The sequence below is a fragment of the Prolixibacteraceae bacterium genome, from assembly GCA_019720755.1.
GTDB lineage: Bacteria > Bacteroidota > Bacteroidia > Bacteroidales > Prolixibacteraceae > Halosquirtibacter > Halosquirtibacter laminarini.
Genome location: CP081303.1, coordinates 819,629 through 837,086 on the forward strand (window position 1 = coordinate 819,629; position 17,458 = coordinate 837,086).

14 protein-coding genes and 5 tRNA genes are annotated in these 17,458 nt (G+C 36.6%); 4 read left to right on the forward strand and 15 right to left on the reverse strand.

Annotated features, from left to right (window positions below; translation table 11 throughout):
- Positions 1-28 precede the first annotated feature (28 nt).
- From K4L44_03405 to K4L44_03430, 6 genes are all read right to left on the reverse strand, one after another.
- Positions 29-102, reverse strand: a tRNA-Arg gene (locus tag K4L44_03405).
- Positions 103-141: 39 nt separating this feature from the next.
- Positions 142-215: transfer RNA gene (locus K4L44_03410), tRNA-Arg, on the reverse strand.
- 38 nt (positions 216-253) lie between these two features.
- Positions 254-327: transfer RNA gene (locus K4L44_03415), tRNA-Arg, on the reverse strand.
- Positions 328-366: 39 nt separating this feature from the next.
- Positions 367-440 (reverse strand) — tRNA-Arg (locus tag K4L44_03420).
- A gap of 37 nt (positions 441-477) precedes the next feature.
- Positions 478-551: transfer RNA gene (locus K4L44_03425), tRNA-Arg, on the reverse strand.
- Positions 552-671: 120 nt separating this feature from the next.
- On the reverse strand, positions 672-977 hold the full coding sequence (locus K4L44_03430; protein ID QZE14902.1) for a thiamine-binding protein: 306 nt from the start codon (positions 975-977) through the stop codon (positions 672-674).
- 227 nt (positions 978-1,204) lie between these two features.
- Between K4L44_03430 and feoB the strand changes: the two genes are divergently transcribed.
- Both feoB and K4L44_03440 read left to right on the forward strand, forming a co-directional pair.
- Positions 1,205-3,694, forward strand: coding sequence for a ferrous iron transport protein B (feoB, locus tag K4L44_03435; protein ID QZE14903.1), 2,490 nt, complete (start codon positions 1,205-1,207; stop codon positions 3,692-3,694).
- Positions 3,691-3,897, forward strand: a complete 207-nt coding sequence (locus K4L44_03440) for a FeoB-associated Cys-rich membrane protein (protein QZE14904.1) — start codon at positions 3,691-3,693, stop codon at positions 3,895-3,897. The genes feoB and K4L44_03440 overlap by 4 nt, the downstream gene beginning before the upstream one ends.
- Before the next feature lie 306 nt (positions 3,898-4,203).
- Here K4L44_03440 and K4L44_03445 read toward each other — a convergent pair whose 3' ends face one another.
- The 8 genes from K4L44_03445 to K4L44_03480 form a co-directional block, all read right to left on the reverse strand.
- Positions 4,204-4,554 (reverse strand): S-adenosylmethionine decarboxylase, encoded by a 351-nt coding sequence (locus K4L44_03445; GenBank protein QZE14905.1) that lies wholly within the window; start codon positions 4,552-4,554, stop codon positions 4,204-4,206.
- Positions 4,555-4,567: 13 nt separating this feature from the next.
- Positions 4,568-6,118, reverse strand: coding sequence for a polyamine aminopropyltransferase (locus K4L44_03450; GenBank protein ID QZE14906.1), 1,551 nt, complete (start codon positions 6,116-6,118; stop codon positions 4,568-4,570).
- Positions 6,119-6,142: 24 nt separating this feature from the next.
- On the reverse strand, positions 6,143-7,039 hold the full coding sequence (locus K4L44_03455) for a DUF350 domain-containing protein (protein ID QZE14907.1): 897 nt from the start codon (positions 7,037-7,039) through the stop codon (positions 6,143-6,145).
- 51 nt (positions 7,040-7,090) lie between these two features.
- Complete coding sequence (locus tag K4L44_03460) at positions 7,091-7,879, reverse strand: hypothetical protein (protein ID QZE14908.1); 789 nt, start codon at positions 7,877-7,879, stop codon at positions 7,091-7,093.
- A 13-nt stretch (positions 7,880-7,892) separates the two neighbouring features.
- Complete coding sequence (locus K4L44_03465; protein ID QZE14909.1) at positions 7,893-8,435, reverse strand: DUF4178 domain-containing protein; 543 nt, start codon at positions 8,433-8,435, stop codon at positions 7,893-7,895.
- Positions 8,436-8,507: 72 nt separating this feature from the next.
- Entirely contained in the window at positions 8,508-9,209 is a 702-nt protein-coding gene (locus tag K4L44_03470; protein ID QZE14910.1) for a PspA/IM30 family protein, read from the reverse strand.
- A gap of 6 nt (positions 9,210-9,215) precedes the next feature.
- Complete coding sequence (locus tag K4L44_03475) at positions 9,216-9,614, reverse strand: YbjN domain-containing protein (GenBank protein ID QZE14911.1); 399 nt, start codon at positions 9,612-9,614, stop codon at positions 9,216-9,218.
- A 181-nt stretch (positions 9,615-9,795) separates the two neighbouring features.
- Complete coding sequence (locus K4L44_03480) at positions 9,796-10,518, reverse strand: septal ring lytic transglycosylase RlpA family protein (protein ID QZE14912.1); 723 nt, start codon at positions 10,516-10,518, stop codon at positions 9,796-9,798.
- A 141-nt stretch (positions 10,519-10,659) separates the two neighbouring features.
- Between K4L44_03480 and K4L44_03485 the strand changes: the two genes are divergently transcribed.
- Positions 10,660-11,136 (forward strand): DUF456 domain-containing protein, encoded by a 477-nt coding sequence (locus K4L44_03485; GenBank protein QZE14913.1) that lies wholly within the window; start codon positions 10,660-10,662, stop codon positions 11,134-11,136.
- A gap of 136 nt (positions 11,137-11,272) precedes the next feature.
- Positions 11,273-13,729, forward strand: coding sequence for a hypothetical protein (locus K4L44_03490; GenBank protein ID QZE14914.1), 2,457 nt, complete (start codon positions 11,273-11,275; stop codon positions 13,727-13,729).
- A 418-nt stretch (positions 13,730-14,147) separates the two neighbouring features.
- On the opposite strand, the gene K4L44_03495 is transcribed toward K4L44_03490, so the two are convergent.
- Positions 14,148-17,213 (reverse strand): hypothetical protein, encoded by a 3,066-nt coding sequence (locus K4L44_03495; protein QZE14915.1) that lies wholly within the window; start codon positions 17,211-17,213, stop codon positions 14,148-14,150.
- Positions 17,214-17,458 lie beyond the last annotated feature (245 nt).

Here is a 17,458-nt window from a genome sequence, read left to right on the forward strand (position 1 = left end):
TCAGTATGTTTCCGTTGAAACATATATGTGAACAAGGAGGGATTCGAACCCCCAACCTCCTGATCCGTAGTCAGGTGCACTATCCAGTTATGCTACTCGTCCAATAAAAAAGTTCAGTATGTTTCCGTTGAAACATGTGTGTGAACAAGGAGGGATTCGAACCCCCAACCTCCTGATCCGTAGTCAGGTGCACTATCCAGTTATGCTACTCGTCCAATAAAAAGTTCAATATGTTTCCGTTGAAACATATATGTGAACAAGGAGGGATTCGAACCCCCAACCTCCTGATCCGTAGTCAGGTGCACTATCCAGTTATGCTACTCGTCCAATAAAAAAGTTCAGTATGTTTCCGTTGAAACATATATGTGAACAAGGAGGGATTCGAACCCCCAACCTCCTGATCCGTAGTCAGGTGCACTATCCAGTTATGCTACTCGTCCAATAAAAGTTCAATATGTTTCCGTTGAAACATGTATGTGAACAAGGAGGGATTCGAACCCCCAACCTCCTGATCCGTAGTCAGGTGCACTATCCAGTTATGCTACTCGTCCATTTGCTCAATTGCGGTGCAAACATAATATCTTTTCATCAAAGAAAACAATTTTAGGGGCATTTTTTTTCTGTTTTTTTTGATGAAAAGAGCCAACTGTCGCTAACTCAAAAGATTAAAATTAATCATATTTATTCATCTTGTCAGAAATACGGACTGGGGCTTTGCTATTGGACTGGATTTTGATGTAGGTCATTGCTGATTCAGCACCTGCATTGTAACATGCTAATTGTACCTTTTTAACAATATCCATTATTGAATCATACTCTCCCTCTATTACTGTTTCAAAAGGTGTGACACGATATTTCAATCCTGATTGATCGATGATTCGTATTGCTTCGTCCACGAGCTCATAAGTATCTTTGCTTTTACTTCTTGGTAGCACCTGAACAGCCACGTTTACGATGGGATTCATTGGATTACTCATATTTTCATAATTTTATTATTAAACTAAATGTAGTTTCCTCTTGTTCAACAAAAGTAGTGTTAAAAAAGGAAAGGATTTCTACATAAGACCAAAATTGTTTCACGAGCCACTATTTAGAAAGGAAGATGAGAATTTATGTACTATATTTGCAGCGTGATCGCAATTTTTATTTAATTCAATTAAGACTAATTGCTCTCAAATAATAATAATCTACAACCATTAATTATATGCTATTATCAGAAGCAAAAACAAACCAAGAGGTTGTTATTAGAAAGATAAATGGGGAGGATTCTTTTAGAAGAAGAATTCTGGAGATGGGATTTATTCGTGGACAAAAAGTTCAAGTAATAAAGAATGCGCCTTTAAAGGACCCTATCGAGTATAGAATTCTTGGCTATAATATCTCCTTACGAAAGAAGGAGGCTGCATGTATTGAAGTGGTTGATATAAATGATATCAAAGAGGATGAGACTAGAAAAACGAATGTCTCAAGAATAATCTCTTCTCCTATATTAAATGACAGAGTAGGACACTCTCCTAAAGAGATCCATATTGCCTTAATTGGAAACCCAAATTGTGGAAAAACATCTCTTTTTAACAACCTTTCAGGTTCAAAAGAACATGTTGGTAACTATAGTGGAGTGACTGTAGATTCCAAGAAAGCAACGGTAAAATGGAAAGGTTATAAGCTTCATTTTATTGATCTTCCGGGAATCTATTCATTTACCACTTTTACTCCTGAAGAAGTTTATGCAAGAGACTATATATTAGATAATAATCCTGATATTTTATTGAATATTATTGATTCAACAAACTTAGAGCGTAATTTGCTGCTTACTACCCAATTGATGGAGATGGGAAAGGAGTTGATTGTTGCTTTTAATATGTTTGATGAGCTCAAAAAATCAGGAGACTTACTGGATATAGAGAAGTTTGATGCCATGACCAAGGTCAATAGTATTCCAACCACGGCAATCAAAGGGGAAGGAAATAGAGATATACTAAATAAAATTGTTGAGGTCTTTCAGTCTTTGCAAACTGATACTGTTTCTCACAGTATTCAGCACAGCGATGAAATCGAGTATTCGATATCTAAGATAGGGGAATTATTTGACAAGTACCCATACAAGCTTAATCAAGCGATTAATACTCGTTTTTATATCCTTAAACTGCTTGAGAGAGATCCTGAGGCACTCAAGAAGTTGGATATGTATCCTAGTGCCGTAGCAAAAGAATTAGAAGCTCAAGTTGAACGTATCGAGTCCCATTATCATGATGTGTGTGATTCTGTAATCACTCAAACACGTTATCACTTTATTCAAGATCTTTTGAACCAGTGCTATGTCTCTTCTTCAGATCATGCATCTAAAGGACGTGAGAAATCTGTTCAAATTGACCGTGTTTTAACGCACAGAATATGGGGATTTCCGATCTTTATTTTGTTTATGTTCATCACATTTTATGCTACCTTTACCTTAGGTGCCTATCCCGCAGATTGGATTGATCAAGGAATGTCATGGTTGGCTGTTGTGATTGGAGAACATATGACTGATGGCGTTTTGAAGGATCTTCTTGTCAATGGTATTATCAGTGGTGTCGGAAGTGTGATTGTCTTTTTGCCGAATATCTTGATTCTATTTTTCTTTACCTCTTTAATGGAAGACACAGGTTATATGGCTCGTGCTGCTTTTATAATGGATAAGATTATGAAAAAAGTCGGGTTGCATGGACAGTCTTTTATCCCAATGTTGATGGGATTTGGTTGTAATGTTCCTGCTATAATGGCAACACGAACGATAAAGAATAGAGCGGACAGATTGCTTACGATGATGATTATCCCATTCATGTCTTGTAGTGCTCGTCTTCCTGTTTATATTGTTTTTATTACAGCATTTTTCCCTAAATATCCAGCACTTATTTTATTAGGATTATATCTTACTGGAATATTTACAGCTGGTTTTATGGCGAAATTTATGAATCGTGTAATGTTTGAGAAGGAGAACTCTCCTTTTATTCTCGAATTACCTCCTTACAGGGTGCCTCTATTGAAGAATACTATTCTTCATATGTGGGATAGAGGAAGTAGTTACATGAAAAAGATTGGTGGTCCGATACTTATTGGAGTGGTGCTTATTTGGTTGATGGAATATTTCCCTAGAGAGACCGAATCTACAAGAGCTATCGATCATCAAATTGAACAGCTTCAAGCATCTCGCACTTCGGGTCAATCAACTGAAGCATTGGAGAATAAAATACAGGATTTAGAACTTCATAAGGGCAACATACGACTTGAAGAGTCCTATTTAGGCCAGATAGGTAAAACCGTTCAACCTGCATTAGATCCTTTAGGTTTCGATTGGAAGATGAGTGTCAGTCTACTTGCTGGTATTACTGCAAAAGAGATTGTAGTGAGTACCATGGGTGTTTTGTATCAAACAAATGTAGACCAACAGGATGGTGGGGTTATACTACAAGAGAAGTTGAAAAAAGAGAGGTATAGTTATGGCCCTCATAAAGGAGAGAAGGTGCTTTCTCTTCCAACTGCTTTAGCATTTTTAGTGTTCGTATTAATATATTTCCCATGTATTGCTGTTATTGCAACAATCAAGAGAGAAGCTGGTGGGTGGAAATGGGCTTTCTTTGTGATGTTTTACACTACAGGGTTAGCTTGGATAATGTCATTTGTTGTTAAGAATCTATTTACTTGGTTATTATGATACAGACTGTTGTTACAGCTATTATTATTGCAATTGCACTCTATTTCTTCTTTATAAAGACAAGAAAGAACTTCTTGAAGTTTAAAAAGAAGAATGATGAGCGCATTAAAAGTGCATGCGATTCATGTGATGGATGTGCTTTAAAGGAGAATAATCTCTGTAGTGAAGAGATCCCTCCAAAACCTAAAGAGGATAATAATTGAATGAGATTGGTTTTATGGTTTCTATTAGTTATATTGATGCATATCAATGAACTAAAAGTTATTTCCATTTAACCTATCTTTATATGAAGTCAAGGAAAATTGTATTTGTGTCAGTTGTATGTTATCTAATTATAGGGACTATTCTCACTTTGTGTTCACAGGATGGCGCAAGTAAAGAGAATTTTATATTTGGCTTTCTTTGTGGTACGATTGTATTTCTTTCCGTAGGCATATTTTTCCGTCTTCGACAAAGAACAAAAAGAAGCAACCGTTAATGGGCCGCCATCTTAGTAATAATTAGAATAGTTATTGACCCTCTAATGAACTGTTCTGCTTTTCGTCTTTAATGACATGAATTCTTTCCTCTTTTACCACTGCTATAATAAATGAGTCCATCTTGTTCTTGTTACAGCTACTAAGCTCTATATAACAGGTTTCTTTGTTTGGGAAAGAGTGTAGGGCTAGATGACTCTCTCCTAACAGCCAAATAGCGCTATATCCTTCTACCGGAAATGCATATTCAGAGAAAGATAATATGGTGAAGGTACTTTCATCAAGTAGGGTTGTAAAGATCTCTTTCAACTCTATGGGGTGGATATCTTTGATCCACCCAGAGTATTTGTAAATATTTGCTTCGATTGTTTTGTGCTGAATCATCCGTTGTGATTTTTTAATATAGATCCCAATTCCCTTTTAGATATAGTTGGTATAGATTTGGGTCATCAATCTTATTTATTTTTATACTACTTGTATCTTTGGTAAAAAATATTTTACCAAAACTAGAGATATGCTTCATTGCCTCTTTATCCATCCATTGGGTCTCTATATCATTAAAGGATATAGATTCTGCACGTTCTTTAATAGTGGAAGTCGCTTCTTTTCTCATTCCCAATATCCATCCCCATTCCCCGAGAGTTATTAAGTGATTGTGTAGCGGTAATGTTTCAAGACCTACAGCTTTAAATGTCTTATTGATACACCAAAAAGCCTGTGTTGTATAATAGGGGCTTCCTGCCTGTGTGATGATAGTTCCATGTTTTCTTAGGTGTCGTAGGCACATCTTGTAGAATTCATATGTGTATAGTCGTCCTAGTTCTACTGTTTTGGGATCAGGAAGATCAATAAGTATCACATCATAATATGATTTGTTATTTTCTGAAAGAAAGGTATATCCATCTTCATTATGGATAGATAGTCTAGGATCTTTCATCGAACCTTCATTCATCTTTACCATGATAGGATGCTCTTTCCCTAGGTTGGTCATTGCAGGATCGAGGTCTACCATATCTACATGTTGCACCGAGTGATATTTCCATACCTCTCTCAAAGCGCATCCGTCTCCTCCACCCATAATCAAAATATCTTGAGGGTTTTGTGCCAATTTCATTGCAGGATGCACCAATACTTCATGATACATAGCCTCGTCAAGAGTGCTCAATTGTTCATTCCCATTGATAAATAACCAAAAGTCTTTTTTCCATTGGGTGATCACAATCTTTTGATATTTGCTTTGCTGTTCAAAAACAATCTTGTCTTTATAACGTCTTTGTTCTCCAAAGAGCATAATAGGCTTGGCAAATAGTATTCCTGCGATTAAGATCATTGCTATGGCGACTCCGCTGTATCCAATCCTTGTCCTTTCTATATGGCTACACTCTTTGCGTATCATAAAAAAAACTAGAATGGCAACGAAGAAGTTTACCATGCCTAAGACAAAAGGGGTATAGGTTAAACCTAAGATAGGAAGTCCAATAAAAGCGAAAAAGACTCCTCCTGCTAAACTACCATAATAATCTTTTTCCATGACAGAAGAGACATTGGTCTTCAGCGATTCATAGGTGTCGTTTATGCGAATAACCAATGGTATTTCCATCCCAATAAGGAACCCAACCAATATGCACATAAAGTATATTAGGACGCCTACGGACTCCGAAAAAGAAGCAACGGTATAGACCAACATAGAGGAGAAGGAGACCGCCAAAGAGAGAGCAAACTCAATAAATAAGAAATTTTGTAGAAGGCTCTTGCGTATCATTTTGCTCATTCGGCTACCAATACCCATAGAAAACATCATGATCGATACAATCATGGTCCATTGAAAGACTGAGTTCCCTAAGAAATAGGTGGCCAAAGTCGAGAGTATATATTCTGCAACAATACCTGAAAGACCAGTCGCAAAGACTGCTACTTTTAGGCCTGTTGATTTATTCCATTGCTTCATTTTATATAGTATTCTTTTTTGTCATTATAAAAGCCAAACAATCACCAGCGCAGAAGCGATATAGGCAAAAGCTTCGATGGCACCTGCTCCAATATTGGCTGTTTTTTGTTCCACCATTTCATGGGTGAGGTTTTCTCCTGGTAGAAGAAGTTTATCACACACCAAACGGCTCAATGGAAGTAGGATAACTCCGATGACTACTTCAGATAGGATATTAAAGGCGGTATCCGACCAACTTACAAATTCTCCTGATATCCCATTCGAGATAAGTATCGCGATAGCAACAAATGCACCTGCTGTTCCTATGCCTACAGCGACATTATCTTGCTCGATCTGATGGTGGATGTCATATGGCGTGATTAGGTCGTAAACTTTGACCATGAAAAGGAGAATGATTTGACCTATGATCCAAAATAAGAGTGTATTTCCTAGAGCCCACCAAGCGCTATTGCCTTCAGTCGACATATCCATAAAACCAGATAAAAAAGGCAGAGAGTCGTCTCCCGAAATAGCTCCCATCAAGATCAAACCAGTACTAACATAACTAGCACCTTGAAGTACACCAGCTCCAGTATTACGATCTCTTAGGATCTCATCTTTAATAGAGAATTTATGAAAAATCCACCTATCTTGAATCCAACCCGCTAGATTGATCAGAAGGATTGAGACCACACCGTAGATAAGGAGGTCTACACTATCAGATATCACTCCATAAGTATCCCCTTTTAGCGTCCCACTGACAGCCAAAAGAATCCCTAAGAGATATCCTATGTGGCTATATGCAAAAGCAACATTGTCCTCTTTGACCAATGTATGGTCCAGTTTTGTGGTTGGGTGAAACAGTCGATATAATGCTTTTCCTATATAGAGAATCAGAAAAACAAGGATAATCGTTCCTGCGGTATAAAGTATGTTTTCCATTTGAATCATATTTTAGATAACTGTAACGAATAGTTTTTAGAAATAGTGGGATTATTTTCCAAACCCTCCTCCTCTCGATCGAAATGAACTAGACCTATATCTACTAGATGAGCGACTAGTTCTTGAACTACGTGTGCTTCGGCTATTACTGCGACTCACTCTACTGTTTACTCTACTTTTAAAGCTAGAGGATTTATTGCTGTTCCAATTCTTTTGAGAATTGGTATTTCTATTTCCATAAGTTCCATAAGTGTGGGTTCCACTACCATAGTAATTACGGCCACTACGTCGGTAATGGGTGTTGTAGTCATTCCAATAACCATAAGGTGTTGGCGATATCATATGAAATACGGACCTTAGCATCGCATATCTACCGTAAAATTCCCAAAAGCTAGAGCCGTTGCTTCTTTGAGTCCAATGCCCATATTTTTCGTTTCCTACATAACCATTGTATCCAGCGGGAGCAACCTCTTTGGAAATGACCCCATCTTTTTTAGATAGAATCTCCATACCAAGATTTTTTTCGTTCTCTATAAAATAGTTCTCACTCACCTCTTTCCAATCGGTGATCTCTGTAGTGATGCTATCTTTTATATCTCTTATGATCTGGTATTTGTGATAGTAGTGGTCGTTAAATCCTTCATCTGCCTTCATATCATAGAGAAGAATAGAGAAATTGGGAATATCACGCATTGAAACAATCAAATTGTCCATTGCACTCTTTTTATAAGTACGTGATCTACTTGATTCTTCAGAGTTTGAAGAACATCTATTGGCTAGACCAATAAGAAGTACAAACGCCAAAATAGTTAAGAGTAGATCTTTTGAAGATTTGCTCATGATAGGTTTTGTCTTATCTTGGTAATATATTACTAATTTCGTAAGGTTTTATGGATTTTCCTACGCTTGCTTCAAATTCCATATCATCCCATTGGTCAATATCAACAAAATGATCTGATTCATTCGATTCATATCTCCAACTGATCACTTCATCCCATGATGCATCTTCATTCTTTTGATAATATCCTGATGATTCTGACATGAGCTTATAGTTTACTCCATTATATTTTATGTTGTATGGAGCTTTTTTATACGTATGGATATATTGGGGAATAGATCCTTCATCCACCGTGCTAATGGGTATCGATTGAGAGATCTCAATAGATATTTCATCGTCCTCTTCGATACTTAGATACTTGGTCTCTTTACCATTGAAAATTTGTAATTCATCAGTAAAGCAATCATCCCCCCAATCATATGTAGCTTTTCTCTTTACACTCCATGACTCTAAATCATAATCAAAAATAAAACCCTCTTTTATGTCTGTTATCTGCAAATTTGTAGCATCATAACCTGGTGTTTTATCTTTTTTACGGAAGAGATCGAAAATACCCATGGTGTTGTATCTATTTGAAATGAAAAAACGCCACTACTCCAAACAATAGTTTCGTGTAGTGACGTGATTATATTATTTTTTAATTCTCTGTTTAAGTGCTTCTAATTCACTCATTGTTTCAGATGAAGCACCTCCTGAAAGTGCTGCATCTATCTCATTGTCTACACTTTTTGGCTGTTCGTTTATCTCGCCATAAGCTTGAGCTAATGCCTCTTGTTGAGACACTTTTTCCTTCATCTTTTCAAGCATTGAGATTGTATCTCCACTGTCCACGTTTGCCATCGACTTGTTGATCTTCTCTGTTGCTTTAGATACTCTGGCTCTCGCTTTCAATGTACGAAGTTCATTCTCATATTTAGTGATCGTGGATTGCAGATTCTTAACCTGTACCTGAAATTTGTCTAGTTGTACATCAAAAGTCTGCACCTCTTTTTCTAATCTTTCTGCTTCTTGAAGTGCTTCGTTTTTACGTTTTAGAGCCTCTCCTGCCAATCTATCTACTTCGCTTGGTTCAAGACTTCCGTTCTCCGATTTTTGTAATAACTGTATCGCCTTCGACTCATAGTTTTGGGCTTTGTTTTTCTGCTGCTCTTGTTCTGAAGCAGAACGGATACGTAGTGCTTTAATCTCTGCAAGTGATTCCATACAAGAACCAAGATCATTTTTTAGATCTTTAATTCCTTGTTCGGTCATTTTAACTGGATCTTCCAATTTGTCAATTACTGAATTGGCATTGGCTTCCCCTATTTTAAATAGTCTTTGAAATATTCCCATTGTAAATTATAGTTTAGATAATTCTATTAATTCTTCACCGAACTCACCTAAAAGAAGTTCTAATGAATTCAATGTACCAACAAATTCATTTTGATCGAGATGTTCTAACTGTAATGTGTCGCAAAAGATCACCTTCTTTCCTGTCTCATTGAGAGCAAAAGCACCATGAACAATTTCTCTATTTTTCATCAGTAGTTTTTGAAAGGCCTCTGTGGTTAGGGTCTTAAACTCAAAAAGAGGCATCTCCATAACCAAAATAGGCTCTTCACAATCAACCATCAAATTCTTAATTCCTGCAGATGGTTTTTCTGCAATATACAATGAATCCTCTTTGTTTTCTTCTACAATAGTATAACCCTCTTCTAGAAGATATAGACGTATTAACTCAAATTTATTTGTTGACATATGCGAAGTTTTTGGATGAAACCTATTCCTATTTATTGTATTCCAAGGAGTACTGATTTCTTGTAATTTACAAAATTAATCTCACAATACACTAGATCAAAAACCATTCCATATTAGGTAAAAGCCTTGCTAATGGATAAAAATGAATATTTAGAACTCCTTGGGTGTGTCAATTTGTCGGTTAGTTTGCATAGTTAATGACAAAACAACCTTTATATTTTCGTTTAAGACTATTTTTGAGTCTTTCTGCATCTTTTCTTTCTGCAAACTTCCCTAAACAGATCCTATAAATGGTGGTATCCCCTCTTTTTGTTGTGTCAACATATACCTCCGAACTAAACTGTTTTGCCTTCTCTACAAAAGGTAACATATTTGAAATATGTTCAAAACCACAAATTTGAACGCCATAGTAAGGTCTTGTAATATGTTCGGTGTTGCATGCTATTTTAAAAATATCTTTATTAACAGGTTTCGGTGTTACTGGTGTAATTTTATTTCCTGATCCATTCGATTTATATGGTACAGGTCCCAATTTAGTATTTGGAGGAACTATCGTGATTGTCACTTTGTGATGTCCTCCTGCCAACATGTCAATTTTAGTCGCTGCAACTTTTGAAAGATCGATAATCCTACCTCTAGCAAATGGTCCTCTGTCGTTTATTCGAACCACCACACTTAAATGAGAGATGTGGCTATCGACCCGAACCACTGTGTTAAAAGGGAGTGTTCTATGGGCTGCGGTATATTTCCAAATTGAGAAACGTTCGCCATTTGCTGTTGGTTTCCCATGAAATTTCTCTGCATAATAGGAGCCTTCACCTGTTTGTGTCCATCCTATCTTTTGAGCTAATAGATTGTATTGTAATAGAAAACCAATTAAAATGAGTAAAATCTTTCTTATCATTGTTGTTGTAAATAGTGAATACTTTCAAATATAGCAGGTTTGTTTTAACTTGTAGTAATTTTTTTATTAGTATTTAACTTTTGTCTGATAGTGTTTTTTTAGAATTTACTTATTTTTCAAACTACTAATGAAAGATCACTTATGGAACTTTTAATCACCGTACTCATCTTTATTTTTATAGTCGCTGGATTGATTGGTTGTATTATCCCAATGATTCCTGGACCTCCGCTATCTTTAATCGGTTATTATTTAACCTTCTTGCTTCCGGATGTTGTCACACCAGAATGGTATTATATTCTATTCTGGACTGTTTTAATGGTTGGTATTACCATTTTAGATAACCTACTACCTGCTTTGGGAGCAAAAAAATTAGGGGGTACCAAATATGGTATGTGGGGCGGTGTTATTGGACTTTTTGTTGGATTAACTTTTTTCCCTATCGGTTTGTTCGTTGGCCCATTTATTGGGGCTTTTATTGGTGAGAAGATAGCTGGACAAAAGAATCACGTTGCGATCAAAGCAGGTTTGGGGTCTTCTTTAGGTTTGATTGCTGGAACATTTATAAAGCTAGTAGCATGTATATATCTTACGATCGTAACTGTTCAACTGACGATCTAACCAAACTTCCCGTAGCCAATTGGCAAAATCCCATTTCTAAACTCGTTTATTCTGTCGTATATTTCACGTAATTATTAACAAGAATTAATCTATTGCTATTCATAAACAACTTGAACTAATTTAAACACATTAAATCATGATTAATCGCTTATTGATTGTATTGAATCTCTTTCTTATCACTGCCTGTGTCAGTCTCGATAATAAAGACTTTCTAGAAAACAACCAATTTAAACTTTCTTTAGACGATAAAGGGAAAGTGTATGAGTTACTAAATAAGAAGACTGGAAATAACTTACTGTCTCCTAACTACAAAGTATCGCTGTTTACTGTTCAAATGAACGATACAGATTATCCCATCTCTAGCTGGCAACAGAAGGGAGATCTATTAAAGTTAAACTTTGATGAAGCCGATGTGAAGGTGGATGTAAAAGTAATGAGTCAAGATACACACCTATCTTTTGAGATTATTAAAGTACAAAGTCCTGGTGTTGTTGACAAAATTGTATTAGGCCCTTTTAAGGTGGTTCCTTCCCAAAAAATAGGTCAAACTATTGGAATCGCTTATAATGATACGACTGCTGTAGGACTCATGGGACTAAACCTAAAAAGCCGTGGTGGTTTTGAGGTGGTTCGCCGTCAACGATTTGGTAATACAGCCCAAAAGGTTGAAGGAGGAACAAGTCTAACTGGTTATGTTCGAAATAGGTCTGTGTATAGAGTGGTGGATGATTTTATCCAGCGCATGGGACAAGCGGTTCCTGTCAATGATGGGGATGCCAAGATTGAAGGGGCTAAGTTTGCTCTATATTGTGTCCCTACAAGTACACTGAAAGAAGTAGTTGAAGAGATTGAAATTCAGGAAAATTTACCACATATCAAAACCAATGGTGTTTGGAATAAGGTTTCGAACTACTCCACTTCATCCAAATTTATCATGTCCTTCAATGTAAACAATATCGATTCTTGTCTCAACATCGCAAAGGAGGCAGGAATTACATGTGTATATCACGGGGGAATTTTTACCTCTTGGGGAAATTTTAATGTAAATAAGAAGTATTTTCCTAAAGGATACCAATCCGTTAGAGAGTGCTCGGATAAAGCTGCAAAAGAAGGGATTAGTTTGGGTGCACATACTCTAACAAACTTTATTACTACAAATGATGCTTTTGTAACGCCAAAACCGAATCCAGGTTTGGTTTTAGCAGGGATCACGAAACTCCAAAAGAGCATATCAGCAGGTAGTAATGAAATAGTTTTAACAGATGAGGCGGTTCGCCCAGCTTACTATGAGCCTAACTTACATAAAGTAAATCCAAGATGGAGAAAACATACTGCAGTGAGAATTGGAGATGAGATTATAGAATACACCTCTGCTACTAGCAATGGTAAATTGATTTTAATAGGTTGCAAACGTGGTGCTTTTGGAACCACTGCTGTGGAACACAAAGAGGGAGCGCAGGTTGCTCGTCTTGTTTCTCATGGATACAAAGTGTTTTTCCCGAATATTAACTTGCAGGATCAAATGGCAAAAAATCTTGCTAAATTCTTTAATGAAGCAAACCTGAAGCGAATCAGTTTTGACGGATGTGAAGGGGGACAAGCTACTGGTCATGGAAGCTATGCAACAGACAGATTCTATAAAGTATTTTTTGACCACCTAAAGGATAAAAATATTGTGGTGAACTCTTCGGATGTGACCCATTATGGATGGCACTACCTTTCTAACGAAAGTTGGGGTGAACCTTGGGAGTCGAAAAATTTTAGAGAACCCCATTTAGATCATAGAATGAGAGTGCAACAAAAATTGAAAGAGGATTTGTTGCCACGCAAAATGGGTCAATTCATGGTAGATAAAAGAACCACGAAAAGAGATATTGTATGGCTTATGGGCTTGTGTGCAGGTTATGATGCAGGAGTCGATTTTTATATTAGTCCTAATTTTGATAAAATAAATAAGGAGTCTAGTGCGATCTTATCCGAAATCAAGATTTGGGAAGAAGCAAGACTTAAAGGTGTTTTCACCGAAGAACAAAAAGAGATACTTCGTGATCCTTACTCTGTGTATGATTTAGAGAAGGATGGAGAAGGAGTGCGTCTAGTATTTATCGAATCATGGAAACCAAAAGCCAAAAAGACTAACGTCAACCAGAATAATACACTTTCTCCTGCCATACTAAAAGGGACGAAAGATGCACCTGTATCTAATGATTACAAACACGTAAATATGCTAACTGAGCCAGGGCAACCTACGGCTTCTATATGGAAGTACGTTAGCAATAATTCAAATCCTAAACTGCAATTTGTAATCCGTCTTCCAAAAGCGTCTAAGCAGGCTGTTAAAGGGATTTACTTGAAAGTGGCAACACAAAAAGTAACAATACCTTTTACATTAAAGCCTGGCGATTATATTGTGAACGATGGGAGTAAAACCTATATACATTACTCAGAGGATCATAAAATAAAAAATAAGGTTCTATTAAACAGTGGTCGGTTTTCTGTTCATAAGGGGGAGAATACAATAGAGTTTGATTATAAAGGAAACGGAAGGGTTGAAGGGCCAGAGATGATTGTAAATTTTTGCACTAAAAAATAAATACATTGAATGGACAACAAACAGATATACTATTCGAATGAAAGCAAATGCCGAGTAGAAGATCATGGATGAAATGGATCATACACTTGACCTGATGAGGTTTGTAACTATTTGGAATAGAGTAGTTGTATGACCATCTATTGATGTCTATTATTTGATGAAACGAACCTGTTTCATAGAAATATTTATGAAAAAAGAACGCGTTTAAAATCATCAATTCTTGTTGTCTAATCAGTCTCTTTAAACGTGTGAAAAATAAAATAGGAGATCCAGAAATAAATATTATTTCGAGATCTACTATTTCGTTTTAATAATCTTCAATTTTTATTTATAGTGCAATACAGAGGATAGAAAAAGATAGAGTCTATCCTTGGTATTACACTAAAATACTAATCAATTGGTAGCATTACAAAAGGATCTATTGTTGAATCTTAACAAGTTTAAGATGTTGTGATAGTCCATGTTGTAGTTTCACTGTCACCTCAGTGTTTCCATTCACAATAAGTTGTGTCACGACTTGGTCGTTTCCATCTACATGGAAAGTTCCTTTGAAAGAGAGGGTCATATGAACAGGAAGACTAACCGATTTAGACCATAATCTTGAGTAAATACTCACCTCATGTCTTGTTCCATCCTCATTGTATTGATCAAAATCCTTTCCTTGATATAGATTCAGATCTGGGTTACAAACCTCTACTTCCATCATGTTTTCTCCCTCTTTTACCATTGCAAGAGTTGGAATATTGGTATGTTGAAGTGGTCCTTCAAAGTTTTTGTTTAGCCTATTATTAAAAATAGCATACCCCCAAGTATTCGAATGCTGGTCTTTCACGATATGAGCATTGCGATCTTTTTGTGCTACATAGTAGTTCTTCTGGCCTTTTTGTTGCTTTGCAAACTGCTCAAGCTCTTTTTCTGTCGTGTTTATCAAAAGAGCGTATTCGTACGACTCATTTTTAGGTGCCACGCCATGATTAATCCAAGCACTGTAGAATGTTCCGTGATTTGGATCTTTCGAACGAGGATCTTTCGAGTCTTGCTTGTTATATTTCACCATCAATTTATTGCCATCATGAGGAACATACCAACCACTAGACATGTTATCTAGGATTAGAGTCTCGTCTTTTTTGACTTGTACTGTTCCTTTTTTAACGACATCTTGGTTGTTTACTTTCACTGTTGTTTTTCCAGAGGCAGTACTATTTTGGAATAGAGTCGTTTCGGTGTTATATCCTTTTACGTTGTTCTCAATATCTGAACCCAACATCAGAACATAATCATCAAACATGAAATAACTCTTTGTTGCACGGTGCGATCCATGATATTTATCGTGTTCATGAAGCTTCATCGCATAAATTCCTTGGCTACCCATGGAGATTGAAGCTCCAAATTTCTCATCAGAGATAAGCAACTCTTCGTAACCACTTAAATGGTCTACCTGTATAACATTGCCTGCAAGTTTATCTAGTGGTAGATGAATGGCAGTAGTTCCTGGATAACGATTCCAATCGTATCCTTCCATTTGGAACCCAGTTTTCTCTTTGCCATCAATCTCTCTTTGTAGTTGATAGTGACCATAACTCACATATCTACCATATGCATTTGCTTTCGCATAAATTTCTGATCCCCATAGATAAGCATTAAATCCTTTTACAGAGAATAACCAATCTGCTTTCCTATGCATATTCAGACTCGCATAGTTCATACTCCAGTTTCCTTGTGGATTGGTCTCTGCAACAACTCCTTTGTCTGTAAACTCTTTGATCTGTTCCGATCTGTTTTTACCCTCTTTTTCTGCCAATGCTACATAGATAGAACCTAACTCGGGATCGATATCTTTGTTCGGGTTCGAAGAGATTGTTTTTGCCATGTAGTAGAATGGAATGGATGAAATGGTACGATCTCCATATGGATGACGTCCACTCATGGAGATTGGAAGAACCAAATTGTGAGAGTAAAGGTGCATTTTTAGTAGTGCTTGCTTTACAATCTCTGCATTGTATTCAGGAAGCGCAAAAGGTGTTTTTGATATGGCAAAGAATACGGGGGTTGATCCATCTAGTGCATCTTTCGCATATAATGGATAGTGATTGTAGTGGTGGAAGAAGGAGCCATCGGGTTTGAATGGAGCTAAAAGTCCAGGTACGTAATCTACGCCATAAATTAACCAATCTTGTAGCGCATTTAGGTAGGAAACTTTCACCCCATCTTGTTTCGACATCAGACATGTGGAAAGATTTCCCATCAAAGTGGTATTAAGCATATCCACATTAATTCCTACGTAACGATCTTTAGGCTCGATAATTTTACCAAGACCTGAGAACCATGCCATATCTTTGCACACAGAATCAAGAAGTCCCTCCACTTCAAGAGACTCACGCATCAAGAACATGGCAGGGTAGTAGTCTCTAAAGCTATAGCCTAAATGATGTAGCGTCCCTTGTCCACTACCAGCAGCCCAACCATATTTACGCATGTTTTTTACCATCTCGGTAAACAGTTTTGCCAAATGTTTCTTTTCGACTCTATTGTTGGTTAAATGATACTGTTGTGCAATTTTATATAATGAAATAGTGTATGTTTTAAGATCTATTCCATATGAAAGATGTTTTGTCGGCTTCTTTTCTGAGCTATAAAGAGCAGGGTAAGATGCAAAATAGACGAATTGCCCCTTGATATTAGAGGAGCTGTAGATTTCATATTTATCGCGAATCTTAGTGATCCATTTATCTATATTTTTTGTTTTATCTGCCCCTTCCATAAACATCGACTGCAGTCTTTGTTCTATAGTATGGATTCCCTCTTTTTGCGTCTCTGTAACATTGTCTGTTGCAGTGATAGGATTTTTTGTAATAAAGCTAGAGAAATACTCTAAAGCGATCCAGTGCTTGTTTGCAGAAAGTACTGCATTGGAATTTACAAATGGCACTTGATGGTCTGCAATATGATGTCTTGGATCGATAGGAGTCGCAGTAATGATTTCGTCGAGATAGAATGTTCCATTTTGTACCGATTTCGGTGCAACGAATTGTAGTTCATCCATCTTTGTCGACGGCGTTCCATTCATGTCTCTATCGAAAGAGACCCAAGCAGTTCTCCATCCTGTAAAGTTCAAATGATAGTAGAAGTATGACTTTTCTACCCCATTATCTAAAAAGGATACTTTAAGAGAGTCTTTATTTGCTTTCTCATTGAAGATCCAAAAAGAAAAAGTATCTAGGTGTTTGTTTGTCGCATCTTGACCTTTAGGAGCATAACCGATAGGTTGATGAAATGATAAGGTAGCTCCTCCTTTCCATCTCCATTCAAGACTTTTGTCACCACGTAATGATTCAGATTTGGTGATGCGTGTGGAACTGTTGGTAGTTTCCATTTGAATTTTTGAGCGATTGTTCTCAAATCCAATAGGTATCATTTTTTGACCAACCAAGGTAATGGATGAAGTCAAAAAAACTAGAAGTGTGATTATTCTTTTAAAATCCATAATTAATTTTTTTTCGATATAGCCTTTTCTCTTGCGGGATTTCGTTCGGTTATTGTAATGTTTGAACATCTAACAGAGTTCCCGATTGTGTAGGCTCTATTGCGATGTAATGCAAGTATATGTGAATTATTTTATTGTGCCATCTGGATGAATAAATGAGTACCTTTTTTGGATAAAATCCGTCTGTATCGAATACGTTTTTATATAAGTATAATATGGGACTGTGTAAGAATAATTTGTTTCAA

What these genes read in the sequence shown, in the direction of transcription:
- K4L44_03480 (QZE14912.1), bottom strand. Translation starts at nt 10,518, where the DNA reads ATGATAAGAAAGATTTTACTCATTTTAATTGGTTTTCTATTACAATAC.
- K4L44_03460 (QZE14908.1), bottom strand. Translation starts at nt 7,879, where the DNA reads ATGAGCAAATCTTCAAAAGATCTACTCTTAACTATTTTGGCGTTTGTA.
- K4L44_03485 (QZE14913.1), top strand. Translation starts at nt 10,660, where the DNA reads ATGGAACTTTTAATCACCGTACTCATCTTTATTTTTATAGTCGCTGGA.
- K4L44_03470 (QZE14910.1), bottom strand. Translation starts at nt 9,209, where the DNA reads ATGGGAATATTTCAAAGACTATTTAAAATAGGGGAAGCCAATGCCAAT.
- K4L44_03445 (QZE14905.1), bottom strand. Translation starts at nt 4,554, where the DNA reads ATGATTCAGCACAAAACAATCGAAGCAAATATTTACAAATACTCTGGG.
- K4L44_03440 (QZE14904.1), top strand. Translation starts at nt 3,691, where the DNA reads ATGATACAGACTGTTGTTACAGCTATTATTATTGCAATTGCACTCTAT.
- K4L44_03495 (QZE14915.1), bottom strand. Translation starts at nt 17,213, where the DNA reads ATGGATTTTAAAAGAATAATCACACTTCTAGTTTTTTTGACTTCATCC.
- K4L44_03430 (QZE14902.1), bottom strand. Translation starts at nt 977, where the DNA reads ATGAGTAATCCAATGAATCCCATCGTAAACGTGGCTGTTCAGGTGCTA.
- K4L44_03465 (QZE14909.1), bottom strand. Translation starts at nt 8,435, where the DNA reads ATGGGTATTTTCGATCTCTTCCGTAAAAAAGATAAAACACCAGGTTAT.
- K4L44_03455 (QZE14907.1), bottom strand. Translation starts at nt 7,039, where the DNA reads ATGGAAAACATACTTTATACCGCAGGAACGATTATCCTTGTTTTTCTG.
- K4L44_03475 (QZE14911.1), bottom strand. Translation starts at nt 9,614, where the DNA reads ATGTCAACAAATAAATTTGAGTTAATACGTCTATATCTTCTAGAAGAG.
- feoB (QZE14903.1), top strand. Translation starts at nt 1,205, where the DNA reads ATGCTATTATCAGAAGCAAAAACAAACCAAGAGGTTGTTATTAGAAAG.
- K4L44_03450 (QZE14906.1), bottom strand. Translation starts at nt 6,118, where the DNA reads ATGAAGCAATGGAATAAATCAACAGGCCTAAAAGTAGCAGTCTTTGCG.
- K4L44_03490 (QZE14914.1), top strand. Translation starts at nt 11,273, where the DNA reads ATGATTAATCGCTTATTGATTGTATTGAATCTCTTTCTTATCACTGCC.